This is a genomic window from Cohaesibacter marisflavi (assembly GCF_900115225.1).
GTDB lineage: Bacteria > Pseudomonadota > Alphaproteobacteria > Rhizobiales > Cohaesibacteraceae > Cohaesibacter > Cohaesibacter marisflavi.
The window spans coordinates 583,057-600,097 of the sequence record NZ_FOVR01000002.1 but is presented as its reverse complement, the minus strand read 5'-3'; the positions used below and the strand labels follow the sequence as shown (position 1 = coordinate 600,097).

Annotated in this window: 14 protein-coding genes; 8 read left to right on the top strand and 6 right to left on the bottom strand. The window is 55.8% G+C overall.

Going from position 1 to position 17,041, the window contains the following annotated elements:
- Positions 1-5 precede the first annotated feature (5 nt).
- Together BM258_RS06110 and BM258_RS06105 are read right to left on the bottom strand one after the other, a co-directional pair.
- Positions 6-1,106 carry a quinone-dependent dihydroorotate dehydrogenase gene (locus BM258_RS06110; RefSeq protein ID WP_090070038.1) on the bottom strand — a complete coding sequence of 367 codons (1,101 nt, stop codon included), beginning with the start codon at positions 1,104-1,106 and terminating at the stop codon, positions 6-8.
- 17 nt (positions 1,107-1,123) lie between these two features.
- Entirely contained in the window at positions 1,124-1,483 is a 360-nt protein-coding gene (locus BM258_RS06105) for a DUF952 domain-containing protein (RefSeq protein ID WP_090070035.1), read from the bottom strand.
- A gap of 299 nt (positions 1,484-1,782) precedes the next feature.
- Here BM258_RS06105 and BM258_RS06100 point away from each other — a divergent pair, with 299 nt between their 5' ends.
- Together BM258_RS06100 and BM258_RS06095 are read left to right on the top strand one after the other, a co-directional pair.
- Positions 1,783-2,502, top strand: coding sequence for a helix-turn-helix domain-containing protein (locus tag BM258_RS06100; protein WP_139229210.1), 720 nt, complete (start codon positions 1,783-1,785; stop codon positions 2,500-2,502).
- Between the two features lie 171 nt (positions 2,503-2,673).
- Positions 2,674-3,816 carry a hypothetical protein gene (locus BM258_RS06095; RefSeq protein ID WP_090070028.1) on the top strand — a complete coding sequence of 381 codons (1,143 nt, stop codon included), beginning with the start codon at positions 2,674-2,676 and terminating at the stop codon, positions 3,814-3,816.
- Between the two features lie 53 nt (positions 3,817-3,869).
- Here BM258_RS06095 and BM258_RS06090 read toward each other — a convergent pair whose 3' ends face one another.
- Together BM258_RS06090 and BM258_RS06085 are read right to left on the bottom strand one after the other, a co-directional pair.
- The gene (locus tag BM258_RS06090; protein ID WP_090070025.1) at positions 3,870-5,363 is read right to left on the bottom strand and encodes an alpha/beta fold hydrolase; all 1,494 of its coding nucleotides are present in this window, start codon (positions 5,361-5,363) and stop codon (positions 3,870-3,872) included.
- A gap of 35 nt (positions 5,364-5,398) precedes the next feature.
- Entirely contained in the window at positions 5,399-7,021 is a 1,623-nt protein-coding gene (locus BM258_RS06085; protein WP_090070022.1) for a lysine--tRNA ligase, read from the bottom strand.
- A gap of 390 nt (positions 7,022-7,411) precedes the next feature.
- Between BM258_RS06085 and BM258_RS06080 the strand changes: the two genes are divergently transcribed.
- The 4 genes from BM258_RS06080 (at position 7,412) to BM258_RS06065 (ending at position 10,737) form a co-directional block, all read left to right on the top strand.
- Positions 7,412-7,822, top strand: coding sequence for a tellurite resistance TerB family protein (locus tag BM258_RS06080; protein WP_090070019.1), 411 nt, complete (start codon positions 7,412-7,414; stop codon positions 7,820-7,822).
- A 333-nt stretch (positions 7,823-8,155) separates the two neighbouring features.
- The gene (locus BM258_RS06075; protein ID WP_175527945.1) at positions 8,156-9,106 is read left to right on the top strand and encodes a 1-acyl-sn-glycerol-3-phosphate acyltransferase; all 951 of its coding nucleotides are present in this window, start codon (positions 8,156-8,158) and stop codon (positions 9,104-9,106) included.
- 183 nt (positions 9,107-9,289) lie between these two features.
- Complete coding sequence (locus BM258_RS06070; protein WP_090070013.1) at positions 9,290-9,925, top strand: thymidine kinase; 636 nt, start codon at positions 9,290-9,292, stop codon at positions 9,923-9,925.
- 131 nt (positions 9,926-10,056) lie between these two features.
- On the top strand, positions 10,057-10,737 hold the full coding sequence (locus tag BM258_RS06065) for a DUF930 domain-containing protein (protein ID WP_090070011.1): 681 nt from the start codon (positions 10,057-10,059) through the stop codon (positions 10,735-10,737).
- A 24-nt stretch (positions 10,738-10,761) separates the two neighbouring features.
- Here BM258_RS06065 and BM258_RS06060 read toward each other — a convergent pair whose 3' ends face one another.
- Positions 10,762-11,535: an alpha/beta family hydrolase gene (locus BM258_RS06060; RefSeq protein ID WP_175527944.1), complete on the bottom strand. Its 774-nt coding sequence runs from the start codon at positions 11,533-11,535 to the stop codon at positions 10,762-10,764.
- Between the two features lie 248 nt (positions 11,536-11,783).
- Between BM258_RS06060 and BM258_RS06055 the strand changes: the two genes are divergently transcribed.
- Positions 11,784-12,602 carry a sterol desaturase family protein gene (locus BM258_RS06055; protein ID WP_090070008.1) on the top strand — a complete coding sequence of 273 codons (819 nt, stop codon included), beginning with the start codon at positions 11,784-11,786 and terminating at the stop codon, positions 12,600-12,602.
- A 45-nt stretch (positions 12,603-12,647) separates the two neighbouring features.
- On the opposite strand, the gene BM258_RS06050 is transcribed toward BM258_RS06055, so the two are convergent.
- On the bottom strand, positions 12,648-13,661 hold the full coding sequence (locus tag BM258_RS06050; protein WP_175527943.1) for a transporter substrate-binding domain-containing protein: 1,014 nt from the start codon (positions 13,659-13,661) through the stop codon (positions 12,648-12,650).
- Between the two features lie 148 nt (positions 13,662-13,809).
- Between BM258_RS06050 and BM258_RS06045 the strand changes: the two genes are divergently transcribed.
- Positions 13,810-16,956, top strand: coding sequence for a glycosyltransferase (locus BM258_RS06045; RefSeq protein WP_090070002.1), 3,147 nt, complete (start codon positions 13,810-13,812; stop codon positions 16,954-16,956).
- The last annotated feature ends 85 nt before the right edge of the window (positions 16,957-17,041 follow it).

Below are 17,041 nucleotides of genomic sequence, written 5' to 3'. Positions count from 1 at the left end.
AATCTTCAGGCCAACGGATGCTTGGCCCAGTCATCGCAGCTTTCGCCGCGGATTTGATCCAGATGTGAAACACCACGTTCGGCAAGGATGGCCGACATTTCCATCACCATAAGGCTGACCATGGAAACACCGCCATAGACCATGGAGGTGTAGAATTGCACAAGATTGGCACCAGCCCGGATCTTCTCGATAGCGGAGATGGCGTCCGTGATGCCGCCAACGCCCACCAGAGGCATGGTCGGCCCGACGCGCTTGCGGGTTTTGGCCAATGCGATGGTCGACTTGTCAAACAGCGGTTTACCGGATAGCCCACCGGCTTCTGACAATTGCTTCTGGCAGGCGAGATGATTGGGTCGGTCGAGGGTGGTGTTGGAAACCACCATGCCATCAACGCCACGGGCGACAGCCACCGCGCAAATATCATCAAGGCCGAATTCATCCACATCCGGCGCGATCTTCAGCAGAACCGGAACCGAGCGGCCGACCCATTTGGTCTGGGTGTTGCGTTCTTCCAGAACGCGGGCCAGCAGAGTGTCCAGCGCTTCCCGCGCCTGCAAGTCGCGCAACCCCGGCGTGTTGGGCGAAGAAATATTGATTGTGAAGAAAGACGCCAGATCCGCAAAGGCGGCGATGCCCTTCACATAATCCTGCATACGATCCTTGCTGTCCTTGTTGGCGCCCACATTCACACCGATAATGCCATTTTTGGCCTTGCGCGCAGCCAATCGCGCATGGGCTGCAGCATGCCCCTCATTATTGAAGCCCATGCGATTGATGACCGCATCGTCCTCGATCAGACGAAAGAGACGCGGCTTGGGATTTCCTCCTTGCGGGAGCGGCGTGATGGTGCCGATTTCCGTTGCACCAAAACCGAGAGCGAGGGTTGCATCAGGTACCTCGGCATTTTTGTCAAACCCAGCAGCCATCCCCAACGGGTTGGGAAATTCCAGATCCCAAAGCTTGATTTTCAGCGCAGGGTCGTCCGGCAATCTGGGGCCACGCACGAGCCCTGTCTTGAGCAACTGAATGCTTATCTTGTGAGCCAGCTCGGGGTTCAGGGTGAAGAGGGCCTTGCGCGCCAGCGTATCGAGAAAGGGGTTAGACATGGTCGTTTGCTCTTGTTCTATTCTTCTTGCAACTGTGGGAAGCGATGATGTCCGTCAGGCGTCATGGGCAAAACGCTCTCTTCGCTTACGGCCTCCAGGGGCATGGAGTGATATAGATGCGGGAACAGGGCGCCACCACGCGAAGGTTCCCATGTCACCGGACCGGCACAGCGCTCCAGCTTCTCAACGGAGACACCAAGCAGCAGAAGATCATCAATGCCCTTGAAATGCTTTCTGGCAGTCTCTTCCACCTGCTCTTTGGTCGAAAAATGAATGAAGCCATCGGCCAGGTCGACAGGCGCCCCTTCGAAGACACCCTTGGCCTTTGCCTCGTTCCATTGGTCTTTGGTAACCAGTTTATAGATCCGTTTTGCCATAGGGCAACATGCTCCGAGAAAGGTCGTCCGCTCCGCTCGCCACCGCCTCGCGCCCCTTATTGCTGGCAGATATCTGAAGGCGAACTCGTCGGATTTCTAATAGCAGCCGGTCGCCCAGGTTGAAAGTGGCAAAATCCCGTCGCTCGCAGCTATGCGAAAAAGGCTTAACGGCATTCTGTCTGGATGCGGGATTGTCAACAACAGATCCGATTACCTTGTGCAAAACACAACTATTGATTGTATTTATTATTTTTCCCCCTATGGTTTAAGCATTCATATGAGTTTATTGAGAATCACCAATGCTATCTCACAAACGCCTATGGCAAGCCATAGATGCGCTAGCGGCCAGGGAGGGGGTATCAACCACCTCCCTGGCTCGTATGGCGGGGTTGGATGCCAGCATATTCAACCGCTCCAAGCGGTTCCAGCCCAATGGGCGTCCCCGCTGGCCATCCACAGAGTCGATCGCCCGCATTCTGGATGCAACACAGGTGTCAGTGGAATCCTTTTTCGTGGAATTGCTCGGCGAGCGACGGTGTGTCGTCTGGTCCTATCAGAACATCCTTGATCAAACCGCGGCAGCGGAGATCCCTGTTCTTAATCATGCCGTTCCCCTTCCTTCCCAATTTTGTTGGGGTGAAAGCGCTCACATGCGCCATACTCCCTCCCTTGATAGGATCTCCTCCCTGCAAGGAGATCCCCCGCAAACAGCCCCAGAAAATGTGGCGTTATCACCAGATGAGCGGGTCTTCCTGTTCAAAGTCGAGGACGACCGCTTCACTCCTTTCTACAAGGAGGGAGCATCCCTTCTGCTGGGCCTTTGTTGTCCGATTACAGAGGGAGATCGCGTGGTCTTCTTCTGTTGTGACGAACAGGAAAGCAGTATCATCGTGGGTGATATATCTGCCGATCATGACGGGGCATTTTATCTCGCCCCTCTGGACCAAGCCCAATCTGCGCTGCCAGTGACAGACGACAATAAGGTACGCTTGGCCAAAATCCTTTGGGCCAGCCAATGACTCCCAGCAGGGTTTGAGCATGCGTGGCAAGGGAAAAGACCCTTGTCAGAACTGCTGCCTTTAATTCTCTGTTTTTGAGGTTATATTCTCCCCATGTCTGCGTTCGAGGCTCTCCTTTGCAGGCGCGGCAACAAGCCGAGTTAAAACCAGGGTGTTGAGTATAGTCAGGTCATGGGCAGAAAAAGGCGAACAATTGGCACACCGGCGGACGATCACTATGCCGCTCGGCAACCGGCTCCCGAGCGTTCATGGCTGGACAGGCTTCTGGGCAATGTCATGCTGGTCGGCTCAGCCTTTGCGTTGACGGCTCTGGTCTTTTATCTTTTCTGGTATTGGCAGGGCTCCCCTTCCGCGCCGCAGGATGCCTATCTCTCAACGCAAGAGCGCAAGAAGGCAGACGAACAAAGCGCGTCCGAGACCGCGAAGAGACCCCAAACCGGACAGCAACAGACCGCCCCGCCCCGTGACGCCAAGTCTGACGATGAAGCCTCATCCAACATGCAAGTGTTGTTGCAGGGACCGCAGGCCGGCAAGCTTGTGGCTCCACCCAAGCGCAATGTGACACCGGGCTTTGCGCTTTCCCCTTATTATCAGGCCGCTCCCCTCGAGCGCGAGCAAGGCATGCCTCTTCCGCCCGAGCCAGAACCGGAACCTCTGCCGGAGATTTTCCGACGGGTTGCCGTGCAAGCGCCCACCAAGCTCACCTTGATGGTCAGCAAATATCGCGAGGTGGATGTCAATCTCGCCCATCTTCAGGCTTCCGATAGCGCGAAAGAATGCTGGATGGCTGGCAGGGCGGCCAAATGCGACAAGCTGGGTGCCACGGCGCTCAAACGCTTCATCCGCGCCCGCTCTGTACGCTGTGACTGGATCGGGGCAGACGGGGCCACCAATGACGAGAAAGCCAAAGAGGGGTCGGATAGCGCGACCTGCTATCTGGGGCCGGGCATCAAGCAGTTCAAGGCAGGGGAGCCGCCGGTCAATGTGACCGACCTGGCCAGCTATATTGTGCGCCTTGGTTGGGCCATACCCGAAGAGGGCTATTATCAGGACGAATATTTTGAAGCCAAACAGGCCAAGCGCGGCCTGTTTGCCACCAAGGCCACCGCAAGCGGCAGCGACATCATGGCGAGGCAGAAGGAAGCCGACGCGCTTTCTTCCTCGCTTAATGCCCAGTCACAGGATATCGGGCCGATTACCGCGCCGGATCTGTTGGCCGGAGCCAATGCCGGTGCGCTGTCCATCATGACGCCCCCTTCCGAGCCGGAAGAGGAAAAGGAGTTGCCGCTCCCGCCCGGCTTTGAAATGCGCTAATTCTGCGTTGTGGGAGCTAGCCAGCAGTCATGATGCGCCCAATAGGCAAGGCGCTATTTTCTGGCCAGTTGCGGGGTCAGCAGAAATGAGAGATCCGCATTCTGAGCGCAGGCGGTATCCAGCTTTTCAGGCTCGGTGCCAGCAAGGAACGCACCCGCCAGCGTTCGGGCGCACGGATTGACGCTAAGCACATCATGGCCACCAAACGGCAAAGTCACCCATGAGGCGTCGGTGAAGAATGGCAAGCTGTCTGCGACGGCATCCGGATAAACGATGGTGTCGAACGCACCATTCAGAATGAGCGTTGGGCGCGCCGTTTTGCTCGCCTTGTCCCATCCTTTTTCAAGTTTTACCGTGTGAGATGTCACCTCCGCGATGCGGTCACAGGCCTTGCGGTAAAATCGCATGGTCAGAGGTTGCTGAAAATCGATCTCCGACTGGTCGGCAAGCGGTGCAATCTCTTCGGCGCAAGCAACCGCGAAATGCATCAACAGGCTGATGCGCTTCATGGATTGAGGCAACGGATCAGGTGGCGTCCAGATGGCATCCTCCGCCAGAGCCTTGTCGACGCTGGTCACTGTGGCGGCAATATCAGCAGGAACGAGCGCGGCCTTGTTGCGCGCTAGAAGGGCGTTGAGCCTGTTCTGATAGAAATAGGGCTGAGCTTCTGCTGGGTAAACCGCATCTTCAGCCAGCTTCACCTTGCGCATGGCAAAGGGAAGGCGCTGATAGTCCCAATAGAGATCTGGAAAGGCATTCCGGCAGTCATCATCTTCGTTACATGCGTCGATGAGATCGTCTATTTTTCCTTCCGGCTTCCAGTCAAACAGGCGGGTTGCCAGAAAGAGCGGACCGTTGAAAAGGATACGGTCAATGCCCTCATTATCCCGACGCACCAGCCCTTGTGCTACCCGCGCGCCATAGGAGCTGGCGATGATGGCCCATTTGCCTATTCTGAGCGCATAGCGCAGGGCTCGATAATCCTCGACAGCAAAGGCCGTGCGATAATCGGAAAGCCGCACTCCGTCGGCATCTGCGGTTTTGACGCAGGCAACCAGTGCATCAACATCGATGGCTTCTCCCTCGCCCAGCGCCTCAGGGCACAGCATATCTTCAGCCAGAGGACCGGTGCCGCGCTGATCCATAAGAATGATCTCACGGTCCTCACGCAGATATTGGAGATTCTTGACGATGTTTTTCTGAAGGGTGATGGCCGATTGCCCCGGCCCGCCAGCCAATATGAGCAGCGGCGGCTTGCTCGCCTCCGGCCCCAACGGGGCAAAGCGCATGACCGGCAATTCCATGGGGCGATTGGCTATGTCATTCCAGTCAGACGGCACATGGAAGAGGAAGCAGACCACGTCCTGCCCTTCAGAGGCCTCGGCGGGACAATCAATGGGTTCAAGCGGCACATGGCTGTCTTCAGCCAGTGCTTCAGGCACCCCAGTCGGGAGGACATAACTGCTGGCGTAAGCCAGCACAGCCCACACAGCCATAAGAAAAACCGGCAGAAGAAGGCGTCTCTGTCTCTTGCTGCCGGTTTTCATCTATTTGGCTCCCGATCACGGTGAATGAGGGCTGATTACACGTTCAGCAATTCGCCCTTCAAACCTTTTTCAATCAGGGCGATGGTATTCTCAACCCCGTAAAGGGCGATGAAGGAGCCAAAGCGCGGGCCCTGATCCTGCCCCAGCAGAACCTGATAGAGCGCCTTGAACCAGTCGCGCAAATTGCCAAACTCGTAGGAATTGCCCACCGCGAAGACTTCCGTCTGCAACTCTTCGGCGTCGGTTACATCGGTCATGCCGGCAAGGCGGGTTGCCAGATCCTGCATGGCGGTTGCTTCCATCTCGGTTGCTGCGCGGAACACCTTCTTGGGTTTGACGAAATCCTCGAAATAGCGGATGGCATAGCCGACCAGTTCATCCAGTTTTGGATGGGTTTCGGCGTTGGCGCCGGGCACATAGCGCGAGATGAAGCCCCACAGGACATCCTTGTCCTGAGCGTTGGCTGCGCTAACCAGATTGAGCAACAGAGCAAAGCTGATGGGCATATTGGCTTTTGGCGGATTGCCAGAGTGAATATGCCATGTCGGGTTGTTGAGCTGCTTGGGCAGATCTTCCTTTTCGATATTGCCAAGGAAGGTGAAATACTCGTCCACCGCCTTCGGGATCACATCGAAATAGAGCTTCTTGGCCGTCTTGGGCTTCTGATACATATAAAGCGACAGGCTTTCCGGCGAGGCATAGGTCAGCCATTCCTCAATGGTGAGGCCATTGCCCTTGGATTTGGAAATCTTGGCGCCCTCATCGTCAAGGAACAGCTCGTAGGACAGGCTTTCCGGCTGCGGCTTGCCAAGGGCGCGGCAAATCTTGGTGGAGAGCTTGACGCTGTCGATCAGATCCTTGCCGCTCATTTCATAGGCCACATCAAGGGCTGCCCAGCGCATGGCCCAGTCGGCCTTCCACTGGCATTTGACGGCACCACCGGTGACCGGCACTTCCACTTTCTCATTGGTTTCCGGGTCCACATAGACCACGGTGCCCTTGGAGACATTCCGCTCAATCATTGGCACTTGCAGCACCTTGCCGGTGCGCGGGCAAACCGGCAGGAAGGGCGAATAGGTCGCCTGACGTTCCTTGCCCAGCGTCGGCAGGATAATGTCCATGACCTTGTCATAGACGTCCAGCATTTTCAAAAGGGTCTCATCGAACCGGCCGGAGGTATAATAGTCGGTCGAGGACGCGAACTCATAGTCGAAGCCGAACTGATCAAGGAAATTGCACAGACGGGCATTGTTATGCTGGGCGAAGCCTTCATGAGTGCCGAATGGATCTGGCACTTGCGTAAGCGGCAGGCCCAAATGCTGGGCCAGCATCTCCTGATTGGGCAGATTGGTCGGCACCTTGCGGAAACCGTCCATATCATCAGAGAAGCACAGCATACGGGTCTTCACTTCATCCTTGGTGAGGGCGCGGAAGGCCGTACGGACCATGGACGTGCGCGCCACTTCACCGAAGGTGCCAATATGGGGCAGACCAGAAGGGCCGTAGCCGGTTTCGAACAGCACCTCATCGGGCATGCCAGACTTCTGATACCGTTTGACCAGCTTTCGCGCCTCTTCAAACGGCCAGGCCTTGGACGTTGCAGCTGCTTCGACGAGGTCATCGGAGAGCGCGAGCGGAAGGGCGGTTTGCGAAGTCATAGTCAGGTTCCTTGAGTGTCCTTGATAATCAGGCAGGCGCCACCAACGGCAAGCATTCTGCCAGATCCCAGATTGGCAGCATCCCATGCGGCCAGATGAAGTTACGACAATAAACAGCTGACGGCCCGCCGTCCGGGCAGGCCGTCAGCGCTGTTCTAGCTGATAGACAAGCCCAAGAAAAGGGACTTTTTGGCCTCGCACCCAGCCATTCCCAATGGAGTTTGCTATTGGCTGGGATGAAAGCCCGCTCATATGCCCCCATCCCGCAAGAAAGGCCAGAAGCAGAGCTTGATCCGAACGTCTTTGATGCATAAGTTCAAATGACTTGATGAAAAGTCGGGCAACTGTGCCCTTTTGCGCAACTTTTGCGCCCGAAACAGGAAAAGAAGAATGACCAAGATCGTCTCGCCGGAAGAAGCCCTGATCTATGTGATGGTGTCCACATCTGCTGCGGACCGGACCATGACGGACTCAGAACTCATGAAAATCGGAGAAGAAGTGCAGACGCTGCCTGTCTTCTCGGATTTCGACCATGAACGCCTCGTGACGGTTTCTCGCGATTGCTCGGACCTGCTTGCCGAGGGCGGTGTCGATCTCGTCCTCAAGGTTGTCCGTGCCAGCCTGCCGATCAAACTGCGCGAGACAGCCTATGCGCTGGCCATCGAAGTGGCTGCGGCCGACTTGCAGGTAGAGCAGGATGAATTGCAGTTTCTGCTGCTGCTGCGCGATGAACTGGAGCTTGACCGGTTGCATGTCGGTGCCATCGAACACAGCGCTCGCGTTCGCTATCGCCGCATCTAGAAGGCCCTTGCGGCACAGGTCACATCACTCCGCCCGCCAGCAAGCCTCTGCGCGAGCGGCGTGATGGCTCCCAATCTTGCTAGATACGTTCGGGCTCACTATCCGACATTTGTTTGGATTAGATCTGAATAACTGGGCCTTTTTGGCACTACCTTTGTTCATCTGGCGCCAATTTGGCCTCCATGTCATCTATTTGTTGCAAGCTTGATAAATTCAATCAGCCTTGATGATGACAGATTTGTCCATTTTATGGTTGGCCTCTGACAAGACCTGAAATGGTGAGCAGAGATGCGCAAAAGCGTATCAAGGGAACGATGAGCTATGGGGGAAACTATGACACAGAAGTCCATGCGCGTCATATATGACAGGGTGAGCAAGGCCCAGTCTTCCCTTGCAGACCGCCAAACCCGCCGCCAAATGGAACGCACAGCCCATATCTCTGACGATGTGAGGGAGTTGGTGGACTGGTATATCGAAGTCCGCGCCCGCCATCTGGTAACCGGTCGCTTCGGCAAGGCCTATGCGCCATTGATCCGCAAGGCCGTACGCTACGACAATCTCTGCAGGCTGGTCTCCGGCTGGCGCTATAATGAATCCGGCTATGAGATGGCCGAAGCCATGCTGGATTTGATGCAGCCTCGGGTGACGACGACCGGCTTGGAAAAACTGCCCCAAAATGGGGGATGCCTGGTAGCCACCAACCATCCCACGGGCCTACCCGATGGACTGGCACTGTTTGATCAGGTGCGCCATGTACGGCAGGATCTAGCCCTGTTTGTCTTTGCCGATCTGCTTTCGATCAATCCCAACGCTGCCGATCTGATGATCCCCGTCGAATGGCGGCCCAATCTGCGCGACCGCTCGGCCATGCGGCGCACGATGTCGATCGCGGCTCAGGCCTTTCGGGATGATCGCTGCGTGGGTATCTTTCCCTCGGGGCGGCTTTCCTACTGGAATGGTGTGCGCCTCAAGGAGCGGCCATGGAATTCGAGCTTTCTGCGTATGGCCAAAAAGCACAAGATCCCCATCATTCCGGGACATATAAGGGCACGCAACTCGCTCGCCTTTTATGCCCTCAGCCAGATTTCGACAGAATTGCGGGATATCCAGTCGATACGCGAGCTGCAGAATAAGTATGGCGCCAAGTTCCATATCACCTTTGGTGAGCCGATTGATCCGGACAGCCTGCTGGGCGATCAGGATGAAATGGCGACAAAGATGCAGACCTATGTGGAGCGAGTCCTGCCCAAACAGCCGGAACGGGCCTTTGATCCGAAAGCGTAATTTCTTCAACCGTCTCCTTTTCCGCCCGGAACCAGCATACGCTCTGCCCCTACCCTTCCTCATGCCTGCCTCATGCCGCCTCATCCACATATCGCGTTGCGGGATGAGCAGCACCCTTGCATATTGGCACAAGCGGATTTAGCAACAGACAATCCCATTTGTTTGCGAAAAGACGATTCCCGCATGGCCAAGCTCTATTTCACCTATTCGGCAATGAATGCAGGCAAGTCCACCTTGCTGTTGCAGGCATCCTATAACTATGTCGAACGGGGCATGCGAACCTTGCTTTATACCGCAGCGCTCGACAATCGCACCAAGGTGGGTGAGATTTCCTCACGTATCGGGCTTGGGGCCGAGGCCTTCGTGTTCACGCTGGAAACGGATCTGTTCGACCATATTTCAAAGCAGTTCAACGTGGAAACGGGCGAGAAAAAGCCGGACTGCATCTTTTTCGATGAGGCGCAGTTCCTGTCGGAAGATCAGGTCTGGCAGCTCTGCCGGGTGGCCGATAGCTTGCGCATCCCTGTCATGTGCTACGGGCTCAGAACCGATTTTCAGGGCAATCTGTTCCCCGGTTCGAAATGCCTTCTGGCATGGGCTGACGAACTGCGCGAGGCGCGCACCATCTGCTGGTGTGGACGCAAGGCGTCCATGGTGGTGCGTATCGACCATGACGGCAAGATCATCGATGAAGGCGATCAGGTGGTGATTGGCGGAGAGGAAAGCTATGTTTCCCTTTGTCGCAAGCACTGGGCCGAGAAGGATCTAGGCGATGCAGACCGCTCTGATCCACAAGGAGACCTGCCATTTGACGCATAAGGCCATGCTGTTGCCACAGGTGGATTGTAAAGGCACACCGATACGTTTTTCCATGAGGGAAAGAGCCGTGGACATTGCCACACCGCTCTGGCTTACCTTGCGGAGAACGTCCTTCTTCAGCGAGCCGGACCATGCGACCATGTGAGCCAAACAGACCCGAGAATCCCGGCTATGGAGGCGTTGTTGCCTCCCTTCTCCTGCACGGGCTCTTCCTGTTTGCGCTCATGACCATCGCTCCCAAGCTACTGCCATCTCTGCCCCCTGAAGACCCGATTGCGGTAGAGATCATCGCGTCCCCTCCGCCACCGCCACCACCACCAACTGTAGCTCAAAATGCACCAGCCGAGCCGATCGCCACCTCGGAGCCTATCGAGGAAATTCCACCCGAGCCCGAAGCCAGTCCGGAAGCAAAGGCACCGGACGACGGAATGATCCGCTCCAGCCAGATTTATTCTGGGAAAGTTCTCGCGCGAACGGGCAACGAAGAGGCCCTCCACGACTATCGCAATCTCACCGGTGATGAACAGCGCGAGCAGCTCTGCTCGCTGGAAGCCCTTGAGCAGATCGCCGCCTGGAGCGATGCCTATAAGCCCGAACGCATGGTCACCTACACCTTTGAAGAGGTGCGCTATGAGGGCAACCACATGATCGCGGACGGGGCTGTTTTCTGGAGCCACGACAATTGGCACCGCGTGAAATTCGACTGCGAGCTGTCTGATGATCAGAGCACGGTGCTCAATCTTGCCTTCGCGGTGGGCACCATCGTGCCCAAGAGCGATTGGGAAGACTATTATCTCACCCAGTATAAGTAGAGCGATTAATTCACGCCTTGGGCTTTACGCCTCGTCGTCGTCATCCTCATCATCAAAATCGTCAATCGGCTGATCCGGGCCGAAATCCATTTCCAGAATCGGCGGATTGGCCGCGAAGTCTGCCGCAAGGCGGGCGGCATGCTGCATGTTGCTCTTCATGGTCGCTTCGGATTTCCCGGTCGGACCGAGATCGTGGCTGCCATTGGCGATCCATTCGAGGGTCACTTGTGGGGGAAGCTCAATGGCATCCACTTCATCCCACCAGCCGAAATCATCGCGCTCACCCTGACAGATCAACACCGGCAGCAGGCTCTTTTCAAGAGGCTCAAGGCGCCAGTTTTCCGGCTCGGATTTTCCGATCGGATGGAAGGGATAGCCCAGAACCACAACGCCCTTGACCGCCAGATCGAGATCTTCATCGCAAGCGAGCATCGCCGCCACGCGGCCGCCCATGCTCTTGCCACCGATCAACAATGGCAAACCATCCCAAGCGCTGTTCCAACTCTCGCCCTGCAGCAATTCTTCCACGGCGCGGAAATAATGGTGCGTCCAGCGTTCTGCACGACCTGCCGGGCGGCGTTTGCCATCGACGCGGCGGCGAGCCATGTAGGAAAACTCAAACCGCACAACGACAATGCCATTCTCGGTGAGCATGGCCGCGATCCGCTCCATGAAGGAAGCATCCATCGGAGCGCCTGCGCCATGGGCCAGCATCAGAACCGCGCGCGGGGTTCCTTCCGGCTCGTTGATGAGAAAATCAAATGGGCTGTCAGCGGTGATCGGTGCGGGACTGGACATGGTGCAATCATCTTTGGTTCGGGTGGCGTGAGGGGCTTTCTATCAGTTTCATTGCAAAAGGCAAAGGGAATCTGCAGATCCTCCCGCTTGTGCAGGAGCGCTTTTGGCGTCACGACAAAGTGAGAGGCTACGACCAACTTGCAATTTGCGCTAAGCTATGCTTCTGGCTATAGATGCAGAAAAGCGAAACTATGTCCCGAGCCGACAGCAAGACCTATGGCAAGGCGGGTAGCATTTGAAGGTGCAAGATGGAGAATAATGATCTCTTTTCCCTTTTCGGGCTTGGCGAAAGCAGCCTGCGCCTTGGGGTATTCCTGTCTGTCTTTGTTATCATGGCACTGGCCGAATGGGCCCTGCCCAAGCGGGATCGCACCATGGGGCAAGGGCGGCGCTGGGTGACAAACTGGGGGATTGTCATTCTCGATAGCGTGGTGACGCGCCTTGTCATGCCGATCCTGCCCATCGGCGTGGCCATCTATGCTGCCGATCAGGGGTGGGGGCTTCTGAACTGGGTTTCGCTGCCTGCCTGGCTCTCCATTCTCATTGCCTTTCTTATTCTTGATTTTGCCATCTGGCTGCAGCATCTGCTCTCACACCGAATTCCGATATTCTGGAAACTGCACAAGGTGCATCATGTCGACCGGGATATCGATGTTTCGACAGCCTTGCGCTTTCATCCAATCGAGATCCTCTTGTCGCTTCTCTACAAGATTGTTTGGGTGTTGGTATTTGGCGCGCCGGCAATTGCCGTGTTCCTGTTTGAAGTGGTGCTCAATGCGGCGGCGCTGTTCAATCACGCCAATGTGCGCCTCCCCGAAAAAGTGGATCGGCTGTTGCGGCTGCTGGTGGTCACCCCGGATATGCATCGGGTGCATCATTCCAACCGGCCACGGGAAACCCACTCCAATTTCGGTTTCAATCTCTCCATCTGGGACAGGATGTTCCGCACCTATGTGGCCCAGCCACAGGACGGGCATGAGGGCATGACCATCGGTCTTGACCCGTATCAGGACGAGAAGCCAAACCAGTTTTTCTGGTCGCTACTGCTCCCCTTCTTCCGCCGCTAAATCAAGCTTGGTGCTTAGCTGATGAGCCAGCCTCAATAGCCAGCCTCAATAGGAAGCGTAAACATCAAAGGCGAAGTGCCGCGCATAGAGTTCGGCCAGACGTCCGCTCTGGGCGAGCTTTTGAAGGCCGAAATTGAGCAGATTGCCGATATCTGTCCGGCCAGCCTTGTAGGCGAAGGCCATGCCATCGCCGAAGAAATGATCGTCATAATAAGGCTCACCGGCAAAGCTGAAGATACCATTGCGCTGAGTGGCAATGTGCAGAAGCTGGAACGCATCGCCGAAGATCGCCACCACCTTGCCTTCTTCCAACAGCTCACGCGCTGCATGCAGATCGTTGACTGGCACTCGATTGACCCCATCGAAATAGGCGCGCAAAAAGGCCTCATGCGCAGAGCCACCGATAACGGCGACCGGTTTTCCTTGCAGGGCGTCCTTATCCGTCGACACCCCATCGTCTTTGAGATGCAGAAAACGGCCGGGCCGCTTCAGGAACACATTTGAGAAAGTGACCCTGCCCTGTAATTCCGGATGGCGCACCAGACCGGCAAGCGCTGCGTCCGCCTCATCGCTTGCCAGCAGGTCAGGTATGGCATCAAACGGCACCACCTTCATGGTGCAGGCGATGTTGAGCTGCTCACAAAAAGCGCGTGCCAACTCCACATGATAGCCCACAGGAGCACCTGCTTTGTTGCGGTAGTTGAAGGGTGGGAAGTCCGGCGCGGTAAGAAGGCGCAGACCATTGTCCATCACCGTCTCGCTGGGTTGACGCAGGCGCTGGTGAATATCGATGAAGCCATAAAAATCTGCCTTGGCCCAATCCTCGCTGGTTACAGGCTCATCGCCCTCACCAGACCGGGGCGAGCGGGTTGCTTCCACATTCGTTGGTTGTTCAACGACGACCTCGCTCTGGCCCTCTTCTGTGAGCGTCTGAGCCAGACCATCCGTCACGGCCAATAGAAAAAGACAAAAGGCAGAGAGCATCGCCAAAAAGAATGTCCAGCTCAGCCCACCCCCCTGCGAAAGCCGGTCTTGGGTTGCAACTCCACCTGTCCGCATGCGGCAAATGCTCGCATTACGTACAATTTTAACAATTAACAGTGGATTTAATACGGTTGCACAATCCATTGATCACTCTTTTTGATCTAGTCTAAACAGATTATTTTTCGACATCTATTTGATATAAAATTATTGATCCACCTTTGTCATGAACTTTCTGAACAAAGCCCCAGATCCGGCAGCTCTTGAAGCAGCGGCTTTAGACCAAGCCGCCGTCGCCTATGATGAGCATGGCAGAGAATGGCGGGAAACACCACAGTCCGCAAAATCCGTTCAACCCGGTCTATCTTCTGAAGCCGAGTTTTCATCCCGTTTGCCGTTTCATCTTTCTATTCTGGATTCCTTACAGGCTTTCAAAAGTCCCTCCCTGCAACAGGCCCTCAAGAGTGCCGCGCAAACGGGCGATCCTCTGATCGAGCGCTGGACACGGGAGGGCAAACTGGATGAAACACTTTATTTTGCATGCGCGGCAAAGAGACTGGGGGTTCCCTTTGTCGCGCAGCCATCCACTTCTGGCCTCTACCCCCTGCCTGATAACTGGCCGCTAGAGAAACTGCGTGATCTATCGTGGATCTTGATCAGGCCATTTGCCAAGCTGGATCACGCGCCTCCTGTGGCCGACAGCCTCTATCTGTGCGCACCCCATGGCAAAGAGCTTGACGCTCTGGCTGAGAAAATGGCACTGGACCCGCAATTCAGGCAACGCGTGCGGATAACCACTCCGCGACAATTGCGGCGCCTGCAGCGAGCCTCCGCCTCAAAAGCGGCGATGGACCATCATGTGTTCCGACTCAAGCAGACAATGCCGGATCTGTCCGCACACGGCAAGTTCAAGCCATTCCATTCCTATTATCTCGCAATTACTCTTATCGCCCTGATCGGCAGCAGCCTTGTCTTCTCGTCCATTGGCATCGGGATCAATCTGATTACCATCATGATCTTCCTGACAATGAGTATCTTGCGGCTCATATCCGTTTTCCGCTTGCCCCACACCCGCACAACGCAGGCAAGCCGCGTTCTCTCTCTGCTTAATACAACCAAGAAAACCGAAGCGTCTTCAGACTGGCCAAGCTACTCGGTTTTTGTGCCACTCTTTCGGGAGGGACGCGTGGTTCCGGATTTGATCCAGTCGCTCTGCCGGTTGGATTATCCGCGCGACCGTCTCACCTGTTATCTCCTGCTGGAAGAAGAGGACGAGGAAACCAGAGCAGCACTTGCCAAGATCACGTTACCTGCATTTATCGAACTGGTTGATATTCCCAAAGGCGGACCACAAACCAAGCCCAAGGCGCTCAATTATGCACTCTCCTTTGTGCAATCCGATCTCACTGTCATTTATGACGCAGAAGACAGGCCGGACCCGCACCAGTTGAAAATCGCTGCGCTGCATATGTTAAGCGGGCGCCCTTCCCTTGCCTGTCTGCAAGCCCAATTGGCCGTTGACAATGCGCGCACCAACTTTTTGACGCGTCAGTTTGCCGTGGAATATTCAGCGCTCTTTGATGGTCTTCTGCCCTTTCTGGCCTTTGACCGGCTGGTGGTGCCGCTGGGGGGCACGTCAAACCATTTCAAAACCCGCGTGTTGAAGCAGATCGGCGGCTGGGACCCCTATAATGTGACGGAAGATGCCGATCTTGGCTTGCGCCTTTCCCGCTTAGGCTATGACATCGAGACCATCAGAAGCGACACATGGGAGGAAGCGCCGGAAAGCTACGCTGTCTGGCTCAAGCAAAGGACACGCTGGTTCAAGGGCTGGATGCAGACATGGATCGTGCATATGCGCCGGCCTCGCTATCTTTATAGAAAATTGGGCAGCGACCGATTTTTCTCGTTCCATATCATGATCGGCAGCATGCTTTTGTCGACGCTTGTGCATCCGCTCTATTTTTTGACATTTGGCATATCCGCTTGGAATCTGGCCCTCTATGGCAGCCAGAACGGCTCGCTGTTTTTTGTCTTGCTGGCCATTAACAGCATCAATCTGGTACTGGGGTATGGCGGCGTCATGGTGCTGGGGCGCAAATGGGCGGGCAAACGCTATGGCTTTGGCTGGCGGGCCATATTGGAAATGCCCCTCTATTGGCTTTTGATGACACCGGCGGCCTGGCGCGCGCTCTATCAACTGATACATGATCCGCATCATTGGGAGAAAACCGACCACGGCCTATCTTCAACACGCAGCCGTTTGCCCCATGCCAAGGTTAGCTCTGGTATAAAGCCATCCAATATGGCAATTTTTCCAAAACTTGGCAGCCATTTCAAACGGAGACCTTTTTCCATGCGCCGCGATCCCTCAACGCCAAAAGGCACCCTGCAAACCATCACTGTTTCTTCCAAAGCACTGGAAAACAATCTGCTGGGAGATAGCTGCGAACGCGAGGTTATCATCTACACGCCCCATGGCCATGATGGAGCGGGATTGCCCTTGCTGGTCGATCTCGTCGGCTTCACTGCTGGTGGACCTGCGCATGTGAACTGGAAGAATTTCGGCGAGAATGTGCCCGAACGGCTGGATCGGCTCATCGCTTCAGGAGAGATGCCCCCTGCCGTGGTGGCATTCCCCGATTGCTTCACCCGGCTTGGCGGCAATCAGTATGTCAATTCCGCAGCTTTGGGCAATTGGGAAGATTTCCTGATCGAAGACATGACACCGGCCATCGAAACACAGATCGGCTGTGGTGGACCGGGCAAGCGCGGACTGTTTGGCAAATCATCCGGCGGCTATGGCTCTATCCTTCATGCCATGAAACATGCCGATTTCTGGTCGGCTGCGGCCTGCCTCTCCGGCGATATGGCCTTCGAGCTTTGCTATCTGCCCGATATGCCGAACCTGCTGCGCGCGCTGGCCAAGAAGAACAATTCCATCGAGCGGTTCCTGACCGAATTTGAAGAAGGTCCGAAATATGACGGTAAGGACATCCATGCTTTGATGACACTCGCCATGGCTGCTAGCTACGATCCTGATCCGGACTCCTATTTCGGCATCCGGCTGCCGGTCAATATGCATGATTGCTCGCTCATCCAAGAGCGCTGGGCAAACTGGCTGGAATGGGACCCTGTGGTTCTGGCCGATCAGCCCGAGGTGATTGCCAATCTCAAGTCCATGAAGGGCCTTTGGCTAGAATGTGGCTATGTTGACCAGTATAATCTGCTTTACGGCGCCCGCCGCTTGCACAGCAAGCTGGAAGCCGCTGGCGTTGACCACGTTTATGAGGAATTCCCCGACAACCATTCCTCCATCGATTATCGCATGGATGTCTGCCTGCCCTATCTGGTGCGGGCTCTTGAGGAATAGGACAGAGAAACCGGGTTGAGGGGCTCGCCCCCTCCCCTTTATGAGGAACGCTCTTCACAGCATCGCGGCAAGCGCAACAATTCGG